This window comes from Janthinobacterium sp. LM6, from assembly GCF_002002885.1.
In the GTDB taxonomy this organism is placed as follows: Bacteria; Pseudomonadota; Gammaproteobacteria; order Burkholderiales; family Burkholderiaceae_D; genus Janthinobacterium; species Janthinobacterium kumbetense.
Genome location: NZ_CP019510.1, coordinates 530,067 through 544,133 on the forward strand (window position 1 = coordinate 530,067; position 14,067 = coordinate 544,133).

The following is a 14,067-nucleotide window of genomic DNA, read 5'->3' on the forward strand; positions in this document are numbered from 1 at the left end:
TTCATAAAAAACCGCCCATCCGGCATCCGGCTGTGATGGTATTCCAATAAAAAAACTGGAGACAAGAATGACATTGACACGCCGCACACTCCTCGCCAGCGCCATGCTGCTGGCCGCTTCCGCCACCACCTTGGCTACTTCTTCCGCCTTCGCCGCCAAGCCCCTCGTCATGGGCTTTTCGCAGGTGGGCGCCGAAAGCGAATGGCGCACCGCCAATACCGTCTCCATCAAGGATGCAGCCAAGAAAGATGGCGTCACCCTGAAATTTGCCGACGCGCAGCAAAAGCAGGAAAACCAGGTCAAGGCCCTGCGCTCCTTTATCGCGCAAAAGGTCGACGTGATCGCCTTCTCGCCCGTCGTCGAATCGGGCTGGGATACCGTCTTGCGCGAAGCCAAGGCCGCCAAGATTCCCGTCATCTTGACGGACCGCGCCGTCAACGTGGCCGACAAATCGCTGTACGTGACCTTCATCGGTTCCGACTTCGTGGAAGAGGGCCGCCGCGCGGGACAATGGCTGCTCGAACACGCCAAGAAAACGCCGGATGCGACCCTGAACATCGTTGAACTGCAAGGCACGGTCGGCTCCGCACCGGCCATCGACCGCAAGGCGGGCTTCCTGGAAGTGGTGGGCAAGAATCCCAAGATGAAGATCATCCGTTCGCAAACGGGCGATTTTACGCGCGCCAAGGGCAAGGAAGTGATGGAAGCGTTCCTCAAGGCCGAAGGCAAGAAGATCAACGTGCTGTACGCGCACAATGACGACATGGCCATCGGCGCCATCCAGGCCATCGAAGAAGCGGGCATGAAACCGGGCAAGGACATCATCATCATCTCCATCGATGGCGTCAAAGGCGCGTTCGAGGCCATGATCGCCGGCAAGCTGAACGTGACCGTCGAATGCAGCCCGCTGCTGGGCCCGCAACTGATGTCCATCGCCCGCGACGTGGTGGCCGGTAAACCCGTGCCGGCGCGCATCACGACGGTGGAAGGCGTGTTCCCTGCCGAGGTGGCCGCCAAGGAATTTCCGAACCGTAAGTACTAAGCTTGCCGCATGATGAAGACGCAAGCGCATCACACTGCCGCGCCAGCTCCCTTGCTGGAGTTGCGCGGCATCAGCAAGTCCTTTCCCGGCGTCAAAGCCCTCAGCGATGTTGCCCTGCGCCTGTATCCGGGTGAAGTGCACACTTTGATGGGGCAAAACGGCGCGGGAAAGTCGACCCTGATCAAGGTGCTGACGGGCGTCTACACGCCCGACAGCGGCCAAATTTTACTCGATGGCAAACCCATCGCTCCGGCGTCCACCTCGGACGCGCAGGCACTCGGCATCAGCACCGTGTACCAGGAAGTCAATCTGTGCCCGAACCTGTCGGTGGCGGAAAACATTTTTATCGGCCGCTACCCGCGTCGCTTTGGCGGCTGCTTTGGCCCGATCGACTGGCGTTCCATGCAGCAACAGGCGCGTGCCTTGCTGCAGCAATTACAGATCGATATCGATGTCACGGCGCAACTGTCCAGCTTTCCGCTGGCCATCCAGCAAATGGTGGCCATCTCGCGCGCGCTGAACATTTCAGCCCGCGTGCTGATCCTCGACGAACCCACGTCCAGCCTGGACGAGGCGGAAGTCAATCTGCTGTTCTCCGTGCTGCGCCGCCTGCGCGAGCAAGGCATGGCGATCCTGTTCGTGACCCACTTCCTGGACCAGACCTACGCCATTTCCGACCGCATCACCGTCATGCGCAACGGCGAGCGCGAAGGAGAGTATGCGTGCAGCGAGCTGTCGCGCCTGGCGCTGGTGAACAAGATGATCGGCGTGGCGGCCGACACGCAGGCGCAAGAGCTTGATCTGGCGCAAGAAGCGGGCGCGGCCAGTTTCGGTCCCGCCGTGCTGGAAGCCACCGGACTGGGCCGCAAGGGCGCCTTGCTGCCCATGGATTTCCACATCCGCCAGGGCGAATTGCTGGGCCTGGCCGGTTTGCTCGGTTCGGGCCGCACGGAACTGGCGCGCTTGCTGTTCGGCGCCGACAAGGCCGACTCGGGCACGATCACCATGCAGGGCCAGCCGCGCCACTTCAATGTGCCGCGCGACGCGATTGCCCGCGACATCGGCTTTTGCTCGGAAGACCGCAAGCACGAGGGCGCGATCCTGTCGCTGTCCGTGCGCGAAAACATCATATTGGCCTTGCAAGCCCGCACGGGCTTGCTGCGCGCCATCCCGTTCAAACGCCAGCAGGCGCTGGCCGATGAATACGTGAAAGCGCTGGGCATCAAGACGGCCAGCATCGAAACCCCGATCGGCAGCCTGTCGGGCGGGAATCAACAGAAGGCCTTGCTGGCGCGCTGGCTGGTGACGTCGCCGGCCATGCTGATTTTAGACGAACCGACGCGCGGCATCGACGTGCGCGCCAAGCAGGAAATCATGAGCTATGTAAGCAAGCTGTGCCGCAAGGGCATGGCGATTCTGTTCATCTCGTCCGAATTGCCGGAAGTGCTGCGCTGCAGCGACCGCATCGTCGTCATGCGCGACCGCAAGGCCTGCGGCGACTATGCGCGTGGCGAGCTGGACGATTGTTCCGTGCTGCAAGTGATTGCCGGAGATGCCACATGAGTTTATCCACGCCATCGAGCGCGCCGCTGGCGCGTCCGGCTTCCACTATGGGTACGTCCGCCTTGCATACCGTTCTGCACCATCCTTTGAGCCGGCCGCTGGCCGCGCTGTGCTTGCTGCTGCTGGTCGATTTCTTCGCCATTCCCGGCTTTTTCCACTTGGAAATCCGTGACGGCCATTTGTACGGCAGCGTGATCGACATCGTCAACCGCGCCGCGCCGCTGATGCTGGCGGCGCTGGGCATGACCCTGGTGATCGCCACGCGCGGCATCGATATTTCCGTGGGCGCCGTCGTGGCCCTGTCCGGCACCGTGGCCGCCATGCTGATCGGCGGCACCATGGTGATGGACAACGGTGTGCCGACCTACGTGAGCAACATTCCCATGGGCTGGGCCCTGGCTGCGGCCCTGGGCGCGGCCCTGCTGTGCGGCGCCTGGAATGGCGTGCTGGTGGCCGGTCTCGGCTTGCAGCCCATCGTCGCCACCCTGATCCTGATGGTGGCGGGCCGCGGCCTGGCGCAATTGCTGACGGATGGGCAGATCGTTACGGTCTATTATCAGCCGTTCTTCTTCATCGGCAGCGGCTATCTGTTCGGCTTGCCGTTCTCGCTGTTCCTCGTCGCGGCGGTCTTCCTCATCACGGCCTTGCTGATGCGCAAGACGGCCCTGGGCCTGTTCATCCAGGCCGTCGGCATCAACCCCGTGGCCGCGCGCCTGGCCGGCATCCGGACGGCCACCCTGATCTTTTTCGTCTACGTCTTTTGCGCCGCCTGCGCCGGCTTGTCGGGGCTGATGATCAGCTCGAACATCAAGAGCGCCGACGCGAACAATGCGGGCCTGATGCTGGAACTCGACGCCATCCTGGCCGTGACCCTGGGCGGCACCTCGCTGGCTGGCGGCAAGTTCAGCTTGGTCGGCAGCATGATCGGCGCGCTCATCATCCAGACCCTGACGTACACCATTTATTCGCTCGGCGTGCCGCCCGAGGTGAACATGGTCGTCAAGTCGGTCGTCGTCTTCCTCGTCTGCCTGTCGCAATCGTCGGAATTCAAGCAATTGCTGCATCGGAGAAAAGCATGAAGGGTTTGCTGCACACCCCGTATTTCACTTCGCTCGTCACGGTCCTGCTGCTGGTGGTGATGCTGGGCCTGGGCGGCGCCGCCTATCCGGGCTTGCTGTCGACGCAAGTGATTTTTAACCTGTTGATCGATAACGCCTTTTTGCTGGTGATCGCCGTCGGCATGACTTTCGTCATCGTTTCCGGCGGCATCGATCTGTCCGTCGGTTCCGTGCTGGCCCTGTCGACCATGATCGCCGCCTGGCTGCTCAACGTGGCGCACTGGCCGCCGCTGCTGGTGATCGTCACCGTGCTGGCGCTGGGCACCGTATTCGGCGCCAGCATGGGCGCGCTGATCCATTACTTCAAATTGCAGCCCTTCATCGTCACCCTGGCCGGCATGTTTCTGGCGCGGGGCCTGTGCTATTTGATCAGCATCAATTCCATCACCATCGATGACCCCCTGTTCGTGGCCATGTCGCAGACGCAATTGGGCTTCCTGGGCGGCTTCGTCTCGCCCGGCGTCGTCATCGCCGTGCTGACCTTGCTGCTGGCCATCTGGCTGGCGCACGCGACGCCATTCGGCCGCGCCGTGTATGCGATCGGCGGCAATGAACAGTCGGCCCTGATGATGGGGCTGCCTGTCGGCCGCACCAAGGTTTTCATTTACGCCTTCAGCGGCTTTTGCGCCTCGCTGGGCGGCGTGCTGTTTTCGTTCTACATGCTGTCCGGCTATGGCTTGCATGCGCAAGGCACGGAACTGGACGCGATTGCCGCCGTCGTCATCGGCGGCACCCTGCTCAGCGGCGGCTACGGCTACGTGGCGGGCGCGCTGTCGGGCGTGCTGGTGCTGGGCACCATCCAGACCCTGATCGCCTTCGACGGCACGCTCAGCTCGTGGTGGACCAAGATCGTCATCGGCGGCTTGCTGTTCGTCTTTTGCGTCGTGCAAAGACTGATGGCCATGGGCCAGAAAAATACCAACGGGAGTTAATTGATGTTGAAGCAACACACACGTGCCGCCATCGGCATGGCGGCGGCGCTCGCCTGCGCCCCATTCGGCGCGCAGGCGGCCAACCCCATCGTCAAGGATATCTATACGGGCGACCCGGCCGCGCTGGTCGACAATGGCAGGGTGTATCTGTACGTCGGCCACGATGAGGCGAGCGCCACGGACACGGATTACCGGATGAACGAGTGGCGCGTGTATTCTTCGTGCGACATGGCGAACTGGACGGATCACGGCTCGCCCGTGCGCTTTTCCACGTTTGCCTGGGCCGGCAAGGATGCCTGGGCCGGCGACATCGTCAAGCGCGGCAGCAAATATTATTTTTACTCGACCGTCGACCACAAGACCATCCCGGGAAAAGCCATCGGCGTGGCCGTGTCCGACAGCCCGACGGGCCCCTTCGTCGACGCGCGCGGCAGCGCCCTGATCACGAACGACATGACGAAGCAGACGGCGATCCCGTGGGACGACATCGACCCGGCCGTCTTCATCGACACGGATGGTCAAGCCTACCTTTACTGGGGCAACACGGTCTTGAAGTACGCCAAGCTGAAAGCGAATATGACGGAGCTCGACGGCCCGATCTTGACCTTCGGCATGGATGCGTTCACGGAAGCGGCGTATATGCACAAGCATGCGGGCACGTATTATTTGTCGTACTCGCGCAACTTCCCCGAGGAAACGGCGTACTCGACGGGGCCGACGCCCACGGGGCCATGGCATTTCCGCGGCACCATCATGGACAAGAATGCCGTCGTGAAAACCATTCACCAGGCCATCATCGAATTCAACGGCAAGTCGTATATCTTCTATCACAACGACAAATTGCCCGGCGGCGGAGAGTACCGGCGTTCCGTGGCCGTGGAAGAGCTGAAATACAAGCCGGACGGCACCATCGAATTCATCCCGCAAACGGCCGGCCCGGCAGCCAATCCCAGCGCCGCCTGCAAGGCATCCTGATCGCTGCTTGACGACGCTCAAAAAGGAGACAAACCGATATCTGGAATATCGATATTGAGTTAAAACTGATATCGATCATGATATGATTTATTCATGGATACCCTCAACCCCAACTGGTTCTTGCGAGCCCGCCTGAAGACGCGGCAATTGCTGCTGTTGATCGCCCTTGACGAGCAGCGCAACATCCACCGCGCGGCGGAAGAATTGCACATGACGCAGCCGGCCGCGTCCAAGCAAATCAAGGACCTGGAAGAGATGCTGGACGTGCGCCTGTTCGACAGGTTGCCGCGCGGCATGGAGCCGACCATCTACGGCGAAACGATGATACGCCACGCGCGCATGGCGTTAACTAGCCTGTCGCTGGCGCATGACGACATCGTGGCCCTGAAGTCGGGCCTGACGGGCCAGGTGGAAGTGGGCGTCATCATGACGCCGGCCATGGCCTTGCTGCCGCGCGCGATTGCCCGCATCAAGCAGCAGGCGCCCTTGATGCGCATCGGCGTGCACCTGGAGCACAGCAATACCCTGATGGACATGCTGCAGCATGGCACCCTGGACTTCATGATCGGGCGCATCCTGGAAAAGGAAAGCAGCGCCGGCCTGATCTACGAGGAATTGACGGAAGAGCCGGCCAGCGCCGTGGCGCGCAATGGTCATCCGCTGCTGTCGCGCAAGAATTTGCAGTTAAAAGATTTGGCGGGCCAGCCGTGGATCCTGCCGCCGCAAGGCAGCATCCTGCGCCACCGTTTCGACATGATGTTCCGCCGCGCCAGCCTGGAGCCGCCCGTGGACGTGGTCGACACGACGGCCTTGCTGCTGATCACGTCATTGCTGCAGCAGACGGATTCGCTGCACGTGATGCCGACGGAAGTGGCGCATTACTATGAATCGCTGAACGTGCTGAGCATTTTACCGATTGAGCTGCCGTGCAAGATGGATGCCTTCGGCATCATCCGCCAGCAGGATCATCTGTTGTCGCCGGGGGCGGATATGCTGTTGAAAGCTGTACGCGCCACAGCTGCGGACATGTATTGATTGATCCGAAGGCTGAAGAGCTGGGGTCAGACCCGTCGGGTCTGACCCCGGATTTACGCTGCGTCATCTTGCACTTGCCCGGCATGCTCAATCCGGCACTTCAAAGAAAAACAGCTGCACCAGCCGGCCATTCTCCGGCGTGTCGCCAAACACATTGCTGATCGAGTGAAAGTAGTGGCCCTTGTAGACGATCAGGCGGTTGTGGCGCATCGGCACTTCCAGCAGGGCTTGCCAACTGTCGCGCTGTTCCTGTAAGTCGTTGAATTTCTGTACTTTACTGTTCGGCAGCCAGCGTTTCTGGAAATCCTTGAAGCTGGCGTAGCCGCCCGCCTTGACGTCCGTCTCGGGCAGTCTCCGGTACCAGCCGCTGGGCTGGTGGCGCCAGAAGGTGGTGCCGCCCTGGCACTGCTCGGGCGGGTTCAGATACAGCACGCCCGCATAGAAATTGAAATTGTTGCCCGTCTCATTGTCCACGTGGATATCCGTGCGCGCCATGGCGTCCGCATAGCTGAGGCGATACGAACCGTTGTCGGGCGAAATGAAACGGATGGGGCGGCCCAGCGCCGTGGCGATGCGTTCCATGATGGCTTGACTGGGCTGGCCCGCCGTCTGGCAGCCCGGATAGTTCTGTCCCGCATAGCGTTGCTGCTCGAACGGCAACGCCAGCGCCTGGGCGCGCCAGGCGGCGGGGTCGGGCAGGAAATCGTCGAGGATGTGCAAGTCCGTTTCGCGGATAAAATCGTGCAGGGTGTCCGCGACATTGAGCGGCGTCAATGTTTCTGCCTGTTCCGCTTGCGGACTGGCAAAGCCGATGCGGCACGTTTGCGCCAGCGCCGGATGCAGCGCCAGGCCTTGCGCGTAGCGGGCCAGCGCCAGTTCCCGCTGTCCCGTGCGGTAATACAGCTCGGCCAGGCCCTGCAGGGTTTGCCAGCGCTGCGGACGCAGGGCGTGGGCCCGTTCCAGTTCGGCGATGGTGTCCATCAGACGCTGTTTTCCCATCAGCAATTCCGCATGGCTGATGGCGAAATCGTGCTCGTGCGGCGCCAGCCGCGCCGCCGTGGCGTAGCTGGCCAGCGCCGCTTCGCTGTCCGTGCCGCGCAGCACGTTGCCCAGGTTGTAGTGGAACAGGGCATTGTCGGGCTGTTGCTTAAGCGATAATTTCAGCAAGCCCAGGCCGATGGCGCCCTGGCCCAGTTCCAGCATGGCCAGGCCCTGGAAATGCTGGGCTTCGGCCAGGGCCGGGTCTTGCTTGTACGCGGCCTGGTAGGCATTGATCGCTTCGATCAGCTTGCCCGCCTGCTGCAGCCGTTGCCCGTTTGCCAGATGTTGTTCCGCCAGTGTCTGTTCGCCCATGTCTCACTCTCGATGTTGTTGGCGAATAGTGTAACTGCAAGTGGCGAGGTCGTGAACCCAAACGAAGGCTGGGGTCGGACCCTGAGGGTCCGACCCCGGTACCTGCCCTTGGGTTTACAGCGCTTGCTGCACAGGAATTTCCTGCCCGTTCAGCTTGATCGCCACCTTGACGATCTGCGCCTTGACCTGGTTGCTGGCCATGTCCGCTTCCTGGGCATACGCGTACACGACGATGGCGAAGTCCTTGTAGCCGCTGCGCGCCGCCTCGATCTTGCGCGCCGCCTCCTGGTCCACCTTCAGCAAGGAATAACCGTCGCCATTCGTGAACGCCAGCTTGTAGTCGCCGTTGTCGTACATGTAGTAATACGTACCCGCATCGGCGAACTTGGCGGGGAAGGCGGCCTTGTCCATGGCGTACGGCGACAGCGCGCCCTGGCCATTGATCTGGTAGCGCAGGTAGCGCCGGGTTTTCGCTTCGTTGACCTTGGCGTCGATCTGCGGTTTCAGGGCGTCGAGCACTTCCTGCTTGCGGAAGGCGTCGTTGCTGCCCGCATATTCGCGCGAGATGCGCTGCGCCACGGCCGCGTAGTCGGGCGGCACGCCGGACAGGGCGATGTAGCTGTACATCAACTGGTTGCCGCTGGTGATGTCGACATAGCTGGCGCCTGGGGTGGCCGGGTCCGCTTGCGGCAGGCTGGCGGCGGCCGCTTTTACCTGCGCCTTGGCGGCCAGGTCCGCGACATTCGCGGCGACAGGGGCAGAGGCGGCTGGTGTGGCGTTATCCGTCTTGCCGCAGGCGGACAGGATCACGGCGATGGCGAGCAGGGCGGGGAAAGTGCGGTTCATGGTATTTCCTTCAGTATGGGTGTGTAAGAGGTGACTTAGCCGACAGTTTTGCGTTTGTATTCGCCATAACCGTAGGCGGCCAGGACAATGCTGGCGGCCAGCACCAGGTAAAAGCCGATGCCGAACGACAGCCCCTGCCACACCTGCCCCAGCATTTCGCTGGCCATCTGTTCTGCCATGCGGGCCGCGCGGCTGCCCATGATGCCGCCCATGGCGTTGCCCGCGTCGCTGACGGCGCCCTTGATCTTGATGAACAGCAAGCTGCTGTGGAGGACGATGAACAGCAGCGGTGCGCACTTGCCCAGCGCCGCTTTCGGGTGGCTGCTGGCCATGGTGGCGCAGCAGGCGGCAATGGCCAGCAGGAAGAAGAATTGCGCCGAGGTAAAACCACCGCCGCCATCGCGGGCAAAGCTTTCCAGGCTGTCGGCGGACAGGCCCAGCAGCTGCCAATAGGTGCGCGAGACGGAAGCGAACAAACGGATGCCGATGGTGTTGAAAATGAAGGCGCCGGCGATCAGCACGCCCAGGCTGGCCAGCACCTTGACGCCCAGGGCGGACACGGCCCGGCCCCACAGTTGCTGGCCCTTGTCGCGCGCCAGTTTCGCCGCGCCGGCCATCTCTTCCTGCGCCAGTTGCTGCGTCGCCACGGCGCTGACCGTGTCGAGGCCGCCTGACTCGTTAAAACGCACGTCGACGACGGCATTGATGGCGGGCGCCACGTCGGAGCGCCAATGCGTGGCCACGTCGAAGGCATGTTGAATGCCGGCCACGCTGACGGAACCTTGTCCGCTTGCCTGGTAGGCGAGGATGCGGCCCCGTTGGCCGGTGGTGATTGCTGCTGGGCTGGATGCTTGCATGGAATTTCCCTGGTCACTGTCATGCTGTATTGCATGTACCCACGGATAACGGGGGCAGTTCCGGGAAATCCAAAATTATTTCAAATTATTTTTTCGGCGGCTGCATCATGTCCTTGGCGGCGCCCTGGTAATCCTTCATCAAGCCCATGAAGGCGTCCTGCAAATGCCGGGCCGCATCCTGCGGCGGCGCGCCCGTGCGCCGCGCCAGGTCGAATTTATACGCATGCGCGGCCGTGTAGCCCGCCTGCGAGGCGGCGTCCAGCAGCGCGCCCGCCCGTTTCAGCGAGGCGGGGTCGCCCTTGACCATCAGCAATTCGGCCAGATAGGTCTGGGCAATCGGAAAATCCTTGGCGGCGGCCTTTTCCAGCCACTGCATGCCCGCCTTCGGCTGTTTGATACCGGCGTCGCCGCCGCCGATGCCATAGCCGAGGGCCGTCAGCGCCACCAGGTCGCCGCCCCGCGCGCGCTTTTCCAGTTGCTGGCGGGGAAACGGACGGGCCGCGATCTGCATGCGGATTTCATAGTTGATGTCTTGCAGCACGTTGCCTGGCCACACCTTGGCGCCCGGGGCGGCCGGCTTTTCCAGCGCTGGCGCAGGCGCCGGGACCGGTGCGCGCATGCCGCCCTGCGCGCCGGCCAGCACGCTCGGTGTTGCCTGGCTGACGCCCTTGCCGCTGCCCATGTTCAGCACCAGCCGCGCCGACGTTTCGCCGAACGAGACGCGGGGTTTTTGCACGTCGTGCGTCATGGCGGCCACTCTTGCCGCCACTTGCGAAAACACGTCGCCCATGGGCAAGCCGGGAGCGTCCAGCGCGTCGAGCAGGGCGCTGGTATACGGGCTGTTGCGCGAATCGGGCGACCAGAAATCGCGCGCCAGGGCGCCGGGCCCGGCCGAATAGGCGATCACCACGCCGCGTGGCGCTTGCGTGTCGGCAAAGCCGTGGCTGGCCGCGTTGCCGCCGGGGACCACCACCGCGCCGCCGCGCGTATATTCCTGGCGGCAAGCGTCGAGGATCAGCACGGCGCCGCGCGCGCCCGTGCGCTGCAAGTCGCCCGCCAGGCTGGAAACGGACACTCCCTGCGCGGCAATGGCGGCGGCGCTCAGCGCATTCATGTTGGCGCCCAGCGGCAGCACATAATTGGCTTCGCCCGCCTGCGCGCCGTGGCCCGCGTAAAACACGAGGGCGATATCGGCGCCGCGCGCCTGCGTGGAAAACTCGGCCGACGCCTTTTGCAGCTGCGCCGCGTTGATGTCCGTGCGCAGCAGCACCTCAAAGCCCAGGCGGCGCAGGCGCTCGGCCATGGCGCGCGCGTCATTCACAGGGTTCAGCAACGGCTGCGGATAGGCCGCGTTGCCGATCACCAGCGCGATGCGCTTGCCGGGAGCCGCTGGCACGGCGGCGGGTGCGACGTTGCTGACCAGTAAAAAGAACAGGCTGAAAAACAGGGGAATCAGGCGTTGCATCAGGGTCTCGGGGATTGTCGTGAAAGTAACAAAAGTTAGCGATTTCTACTGTGATATGAGAAAATTGCCTAAATGCATTTTACCTGACTGACAAGTTTGCCTTGTTGTCCAGCGTATTCTTCTTTACCGGCCAGCCTCGCTCCCGGCCAGTGGCGCGCGCCGCCCCAACACACGATCGGACCGGCTGTGCAATCGGAACAATTTGAACGGATTCATGCTTTCTGGACCCGCCGCCAACAATTGACACAAGGCGAGCTGGGCGAGTTTTACCAGCGCGTCATCGCCGCGCTGACCCCGTGCCGCCCGCGCGAAGCAGCGTCGCTGGGCGATTCCCTGGCCGATCTGCGCCACCAGTTCTTCATCGAAAAAGTCTTGCACAGCGACAGCGACGCCGCGCCCCACCACGTCGGTGCCTTGTACCTGTACTTCAAGCGTTTCATCATCGACCAGCTGCGCAAGCAGCGCGATGACGAGGACGCCGATGCGCAAGAAGGCTGCGACTTGCAGGCGCCCGACGCCTATGCGGCGCCGCTGCGCGACTACCAGCTCACGCCGCAGCAAGTGCGCGAGGCGGCCGACAGCTTTATCGCGACCTTGCCCCGCGACTTGATCTTGCTGCTGCGCCATTGCGGCTGCGGCGGCATGCCCGTCAAGGAACTGGCCGAGCAGATTGCTTCCGCGCACTACCACGGCGGCAAGCTGGGCCTGGTCCACAGGCAGAAGGGCGATCCTGCCAGCGCGGGGCGCCAGGTGGTCGAGCCGGCCCATCGCGCCACTTTGCTGGGCAGCTGGGTCTTGACCCTGCTCAAGCTGCGCGTGGGCGATGCCCTGGCCGCGCGCGACATGCAGGCGGCGCAAATAGTTTTGGATATCTTGTGCGTGGCCGCGTTATCCCTGCATCTGGACCCCGCGTCCCCTCCCTCGAACCTGGATGAAAGGCCACCGGCATGACTGCATTGACGCCCACACTGGCCATCGTTGCCGCCCGCCTGCCGTCGCCCCCGTCTTCCATCGACGTGCTGGACGACGAGGTGGCGGGCGAGACCCCCGATTGGCGCGGCATTGCCGTGCCGGAACACGTGATGCAGCGTTTCGCGCGCCGCAGCGACGCCGCGCCGCTGGCCGCGCGCCCCATCGCGGGCGGACAGATCCACCTGCTGGCGCGCCGTCCCGGCTTCGGTGCCGTGCTGCTCGATGCCTGGGACAGCACGCGCCAGCGCTGGCGCGGCTGGCTCGTCACGCCCGACACAGCGTATGCGGACGCCTGCGGCCTCGTGGTCGAGGAGCGCGACGCGCCCGCCGACCCGCGCGCGGGCCTGGTGCTGTGCGACATGCCGCTGACCCTGGCCGTGACGGACCTGGGCGCCTGCCTGGGCGTGTTCAGCCAGGAGCGCCTGCAGGCGGCGCGCTGGCTGGAGCTGCATGGCCGCGCCAATGGCGCCACTAGCGCACCGGGCGTGATCGCCCGCGTGGCCTTGCCCGGCGACGATTACGCCTTGACGGGCACGCCCTTGTCGAGCGAGCTGGGCAAGGATGGCCGCGTGGCCTACCGGCAATTGCTGCGCCAGGGGCTGCAGCAGTTGCAGATCGCTCCGGCCGATGCGCTTGCACCGATATCGAAACCTGTGCAGGCGGCCAATGCCAGCCGCTGGCTGAAAATTGTCACCGCCGTGGCCGCCAGCGTGATGGTGGTGCAATCGGCATGGCTGTTCCTGCCGAAAGAGGGCGCCGTCGTCGGCAATGCGGAATTCCGCAATGGTGCTCCACAGCGCAGCGGCGTCGAGACGGGCGTGCGCACGCGCGTGCTGTTCCGCGCCGAGGCCACGGAGGCGGAAATCCGTACGTGGCTGCAGCGCGAGCAGCTGGAAATCGTCGCCGGACCGGACACCCTGGGCGCCTTCACTGTGCTGTCGCGCAACCGCCAGAAAGTCTTGCCGCCGCCGGGACCGGGCAATCCGCTGGCCGTCATCAATCCCTGACCCGAAATAAGAGAAAGTTATCCAGCATGACAATGTATAAGAACTTTGCATCCGCGCACTGGCGCAAGCTGATGGCTGGCGTGGCCGCCGGCGTCCTGTTGACGGGCTGCGCCATGACGCCGAACGGCCGTGGCGGCGTGTTGATGGGCCTCGATACGGCCGAGCTGTTCGGCACGCCGATTTCCACCTTCCGCTTGCGCGATGGCACGGAAGGCACTTTGCGCAAGGATCCGAAGGGCAAGTATTCGATCAAGCTGTCGCAGGCTTTCCGCGTCGTGCCGCTGGACAAGGCCATCACGGCTCGCGTGGCGCGCGTGGAAAACGTGGGCGAGCGCACCGTGGTGATCGTCGAAACCCAGGAGCGCGGCTGCGCCTACCGCTATGAAGTGCTGGCCTTCCAGGGCACGGACGTGCTGCAGTGGACGGTCGGCAATTGCAAGGACCGTCCCCGCGTGGAACTGGCGGCCGATGGCAAATCGCTCAATATCGACTTCCCCAATTACAACCGTCTGGCACGCATGATTTACACGGACAGCCGTTTGCTCAACGCCAGCGTGCCCGTGCCGCCCGGCGTCGATACGCGCGCTCAGCCGTTTGCCGACGACGCCTTGCGCGCCGCCGGCCCCGTCATCGCTACCGTGCCGGGCAGCGACAGCGGGCGCGTGATTCCCGCCGCGCCGGCCGCCGCACCGGCGCCCGCCACCAAGCCCGCCACGCGCGCCGCCAGCCGGAACCGCCGCCAGGCGGCGCAGGAAGCGCCCGCGCCAGCCCGCACCGTGCCTAGCGCCCCGGCAGCGGCGGCTCCGGCCGCGCGTGCCGCCGACAGCGCTTCGCGCGTGCCGGCCGCCATGAGTTTCCAGACGGAAGAAATCAAGCCCGTCGTCATCGACTTGAGGAAATAA

The 14,067-nt window shown here is 63.7% G+C and carries 13 protein-coding genes; 9 read left to right on the forward strand and 4 right to left on the reverse strand.

Annotation, left to right across the window (positions count from 1 at the left end; genetic code table 11):
- Positions 1 to 67: 67 nt before the first annotated feature.
- The 6 genes from BZG29_RS02275 to BZG29_RS02300 all read left to right on the forward strand — a co-directional run bounded on the left by BZG29_RS02275 (position 68) and on the right by BZG29_RS02300 (position 6,665).
- On the forward strand, positions 68 to 1,042 hold the full coding sequence (locus BZG29_RS02275; RefSeq protein WP_077398584.1) for an ABC transporter substrate-binding protein: 975 nt from the start codon (positions 68 to 70) through the stop codon (positions 1,040 to 1,042).
- Between the two features lie 9 nt (positions 1,043 to 1,051).
- Positions 1,052 to 2,605: a sugar ABC transporter ATP-binding protein gene (locus tag BZG29_RS02280; protein ID WP_253192756.1), complete on the forward strand. Its 1,554-nt coding sequence runs from the start codon at positions 1,052 to 1,054 to the stop codon at positions 2,603 to 2,605.
- 47 nt (positions 2,606 to 2,652) lie between these two features.
- Entirely contained in the window at positions 2,653 to 3,684 is a 1,032-nt protein-coding gene (locus tag BZG29_RS02285; RefSeq protein WP_253192878.1) for an ABC transporter permease, read from the forward strand.
- Positions 3,681 to 4,655 carry a galactofuranose ABC transporter, permease protein YjfF gene (gene yjfF, locus BZG29_RS02290; RefSeq protein WP_077398588.1) on the forward strand — a complete coding sequence of 325 codons (975 nt, stop codon included), beginning with the start codon at positions 3,681 to 3,683 and terminating at the stop codon, positions 4,653 to 4,655. Before BZG29_RS02285 ends, yjfF begins: the two co-directional genes overlap by 4 nt.
- A gap of 36 nt (positions 4,656 to 4,691) precedes the next feature.
- Positions 4,692 to 5,630 (forward strand): glycoside hydrolase family 43 protein, encoded by a 939-nt coding sequence (locus BZG29_RS02295; RefSeq protein WP_253192879.1) that lies wholly within the window; start codon positions 4,692 to 4,694, stop codon positions 5,628 to 5,630.
- 93 nt (positions 5,631 to 5,723) lie between these two features.
- Positions 5,724 to 6,665, forward strand: a complete 942-nt coding sequence (locus tag BZG29_RS02300; RefSeq protein WP_035823672.1) for a LysR family transcriptional regulator — start codon at positions 5,724 to 5,726, stop codon at positions 6,663 to 6,665.
- An 87-nt stretch (positions 6,666 to 6,752) separates the two neighbouring features.
- On the opposite strand, the gene BZG29_RS02305 is transcribed toward BZG29_RS02300, so the two are convergent.
- The 4 genes from BZG29_RS02305 to BZG29_RS02320 form a co-directional block, all read right to left on the reverse strand.
- Positions 6,753 to 8,018, reverse strand: coding sequence for a DUF6445 family protein (locus BZG29_RS02305; RefSeq protein WP_077398590.1), 1,266 nt, complete (start codon positions 8,016 to 8,018; stop codon positions 6,753 to 6,755).
- Between the two features lie 114 nt (positions 8,019 to 8,132).
- A complete protein-coding gene (locus tag BZG29_RS02310) occupies positions 8,133 to 8,864 on the reverse strand; it encodes a hypothetical protein (protein WP_077398592.1) in 732 nt (243 codons plus the stop codon).
- A 35-nt stretch (positions 8,865 to 8,899) separates the two neighbouring features.
- The gene (locus BZG29_RS02315; protein ID WP_077398594.1) at positions 8,900 to 9,721 is read right to left on the reverse strand and encodes a hypothetical protein; all 822 of its coding nucleotides are present in this window, start codon (positions 9,719 to 9,721) and stop codon (positions 8,900 to 8,902) included.
- 85 nt (positions 9,722 to 9,806) lie between these two features.
- Positions 9,807 to 11,186 (reverse strand): caspase family protein, encoded by a 1,380-nt coding sequence (locus BZG29_RS02320; RefSeq protein WP_077398596.1) that lies wholly within the window; start codon positions 11,184 to 11,186, stop codon positions 9,807 to 9,809.
- Positions 11,187 to 11,426: 240 nt separating this feature from the next.
- On the opposite strand from BZG29_RS02320, the gene BZG29_RS02325 reads away from it, so the two are divergent.
- Genes BZG29_RS02325 through BZG29_RS02335 form a run of 3 tightly spaced genes read left to right on the forward strand, consistent with a single transcriptional unit; the run spans position 11,427 to position 14,067 of the window.
- Complete coding sequence (locus BZG29_RS02325) at positions 11,427 to 12,137, forward strand: sigma-70 family RNA polymerase sigma factor (protein ID WP_077398598.1); 711 nt, start codon at positions 11,427 to 11,429, stop codon at positions 12,135 to 12,137.
- A complete protein-coding gene (locus BZG29_RS02330) occupies positions 12,134 to 13,165 on the forward strand; it encodes a hypothetical protein (RefSeq protein ID WP_077398600.1) in 1,032 nt (343 codons plus the stop codon). The genes BZG29_RS02325 and BZG29_RS02330 overlap by 4 nt, the downstream gene beginning before the upstream one ends.
- 26 nt (positions 13,166 to 13,191) lie before the next feature.
- Complete coding sequence (locus BZG29_RS02335) at positions 13,192 to 14,067, forward strand: hypothetical protein (RefSeq protein ID WP_150130790.1); 876 nt, start codon at positions 13,192 to 13,194, stop codon at positions 14,065 to 14,067.

What these genes read in the sequence shown, in the direction of transcription:
- BZG29_RS02275 (WP_077398584.1), top strand. Translation starts at nt 68, where the DNA reads ATGACATTGACACGCCGCACACTCCTCGCCAGCGCCATGCTGCTGGCC.
- BZG29_RS02280 (WP_253192756.1), top strand. Translation starts at nt 1,052, where the DNA reads ATGATGAAGACGCAAGCGCATCACACTGCCGCGCCAGCTCCCTTGCTG.
- BZG29_RS02285 (WP_253192878.1), top strand. Translation starts at nt 2,653, where the DNA reads ATGGGTACGTCCGCCTTGCATACCGTTCTGCACCATCCTTTGAGCCGG.
- yjfF (WP_077398588.1), top strand. Translation starts at nt 3,681, where the DNA reads ATGAAGGGTTTGCTGCACACCCCGTATTTCACTTCGCTCGTCACGGTC.
- BZG29_RS02295 (WP_253192879.1), top strand. Translation starts at nt 4,692, where the DNA reads ATGGCGGCGGCGCTCGCCTGCGCCCCATTCGGCGCGCAGGCGGCCAAC.
- BZG29_RS02300 (WP_035823672.1), top strand. Translation starts at nt 5,724, where the DNA reads ATGGATACCCTCAACCCCAACTGGTTCTTGCGAGCCCGCCTGAAGACG.
- BZG29_RS02305 (WP_077398590.1), bottom strand. Translation starts at nt 8,018, where the DNA reads ATGGGCGAACAGACACTGGCGGAACAACATCTGGCAAACGGGCAACGG.
- BZG29_RS02310 (WP_077398592.1), bottom strand. Translation starts at nt 8,864, where the DNA reads ATGAACCGCACTTTCCCCGCCCTGCTCGCCATCGCCGTGATCCTGTCC.
- BZG29_RS02315 (WP_077398594.1), bottom strand. Translation starts at nt 9,721, where the DNA reads ATGCAAGCATCCAGCCCAGCAGCAATCACCACCGGCCAACGGGGCCGC.
- BZG29_RS02320 (WP_077398596.1), bottom strand. Translation starts at nt 11,186, where the DNA reads ATGCAACGCCTGATTCCCCTGTTTTTCAGCCTGTTCTTTTTACTGGTC.
- BZG29_RS02330 (WP_077398600.1), top strand. Translation starts at nt 12,134, where the DNA reads ATGACTGCATTGACGCCCACACTGGCCATCGTTGCCGCCCGCCTGCCG.
- BZG29_RS02335 (WP_150130790.1), top strand. Translation starts at nt 13,192, where the DNA reads ATGACAATGTATAAGAACTTTGCATCCGCGCACTGGCGCAAGCTGATG.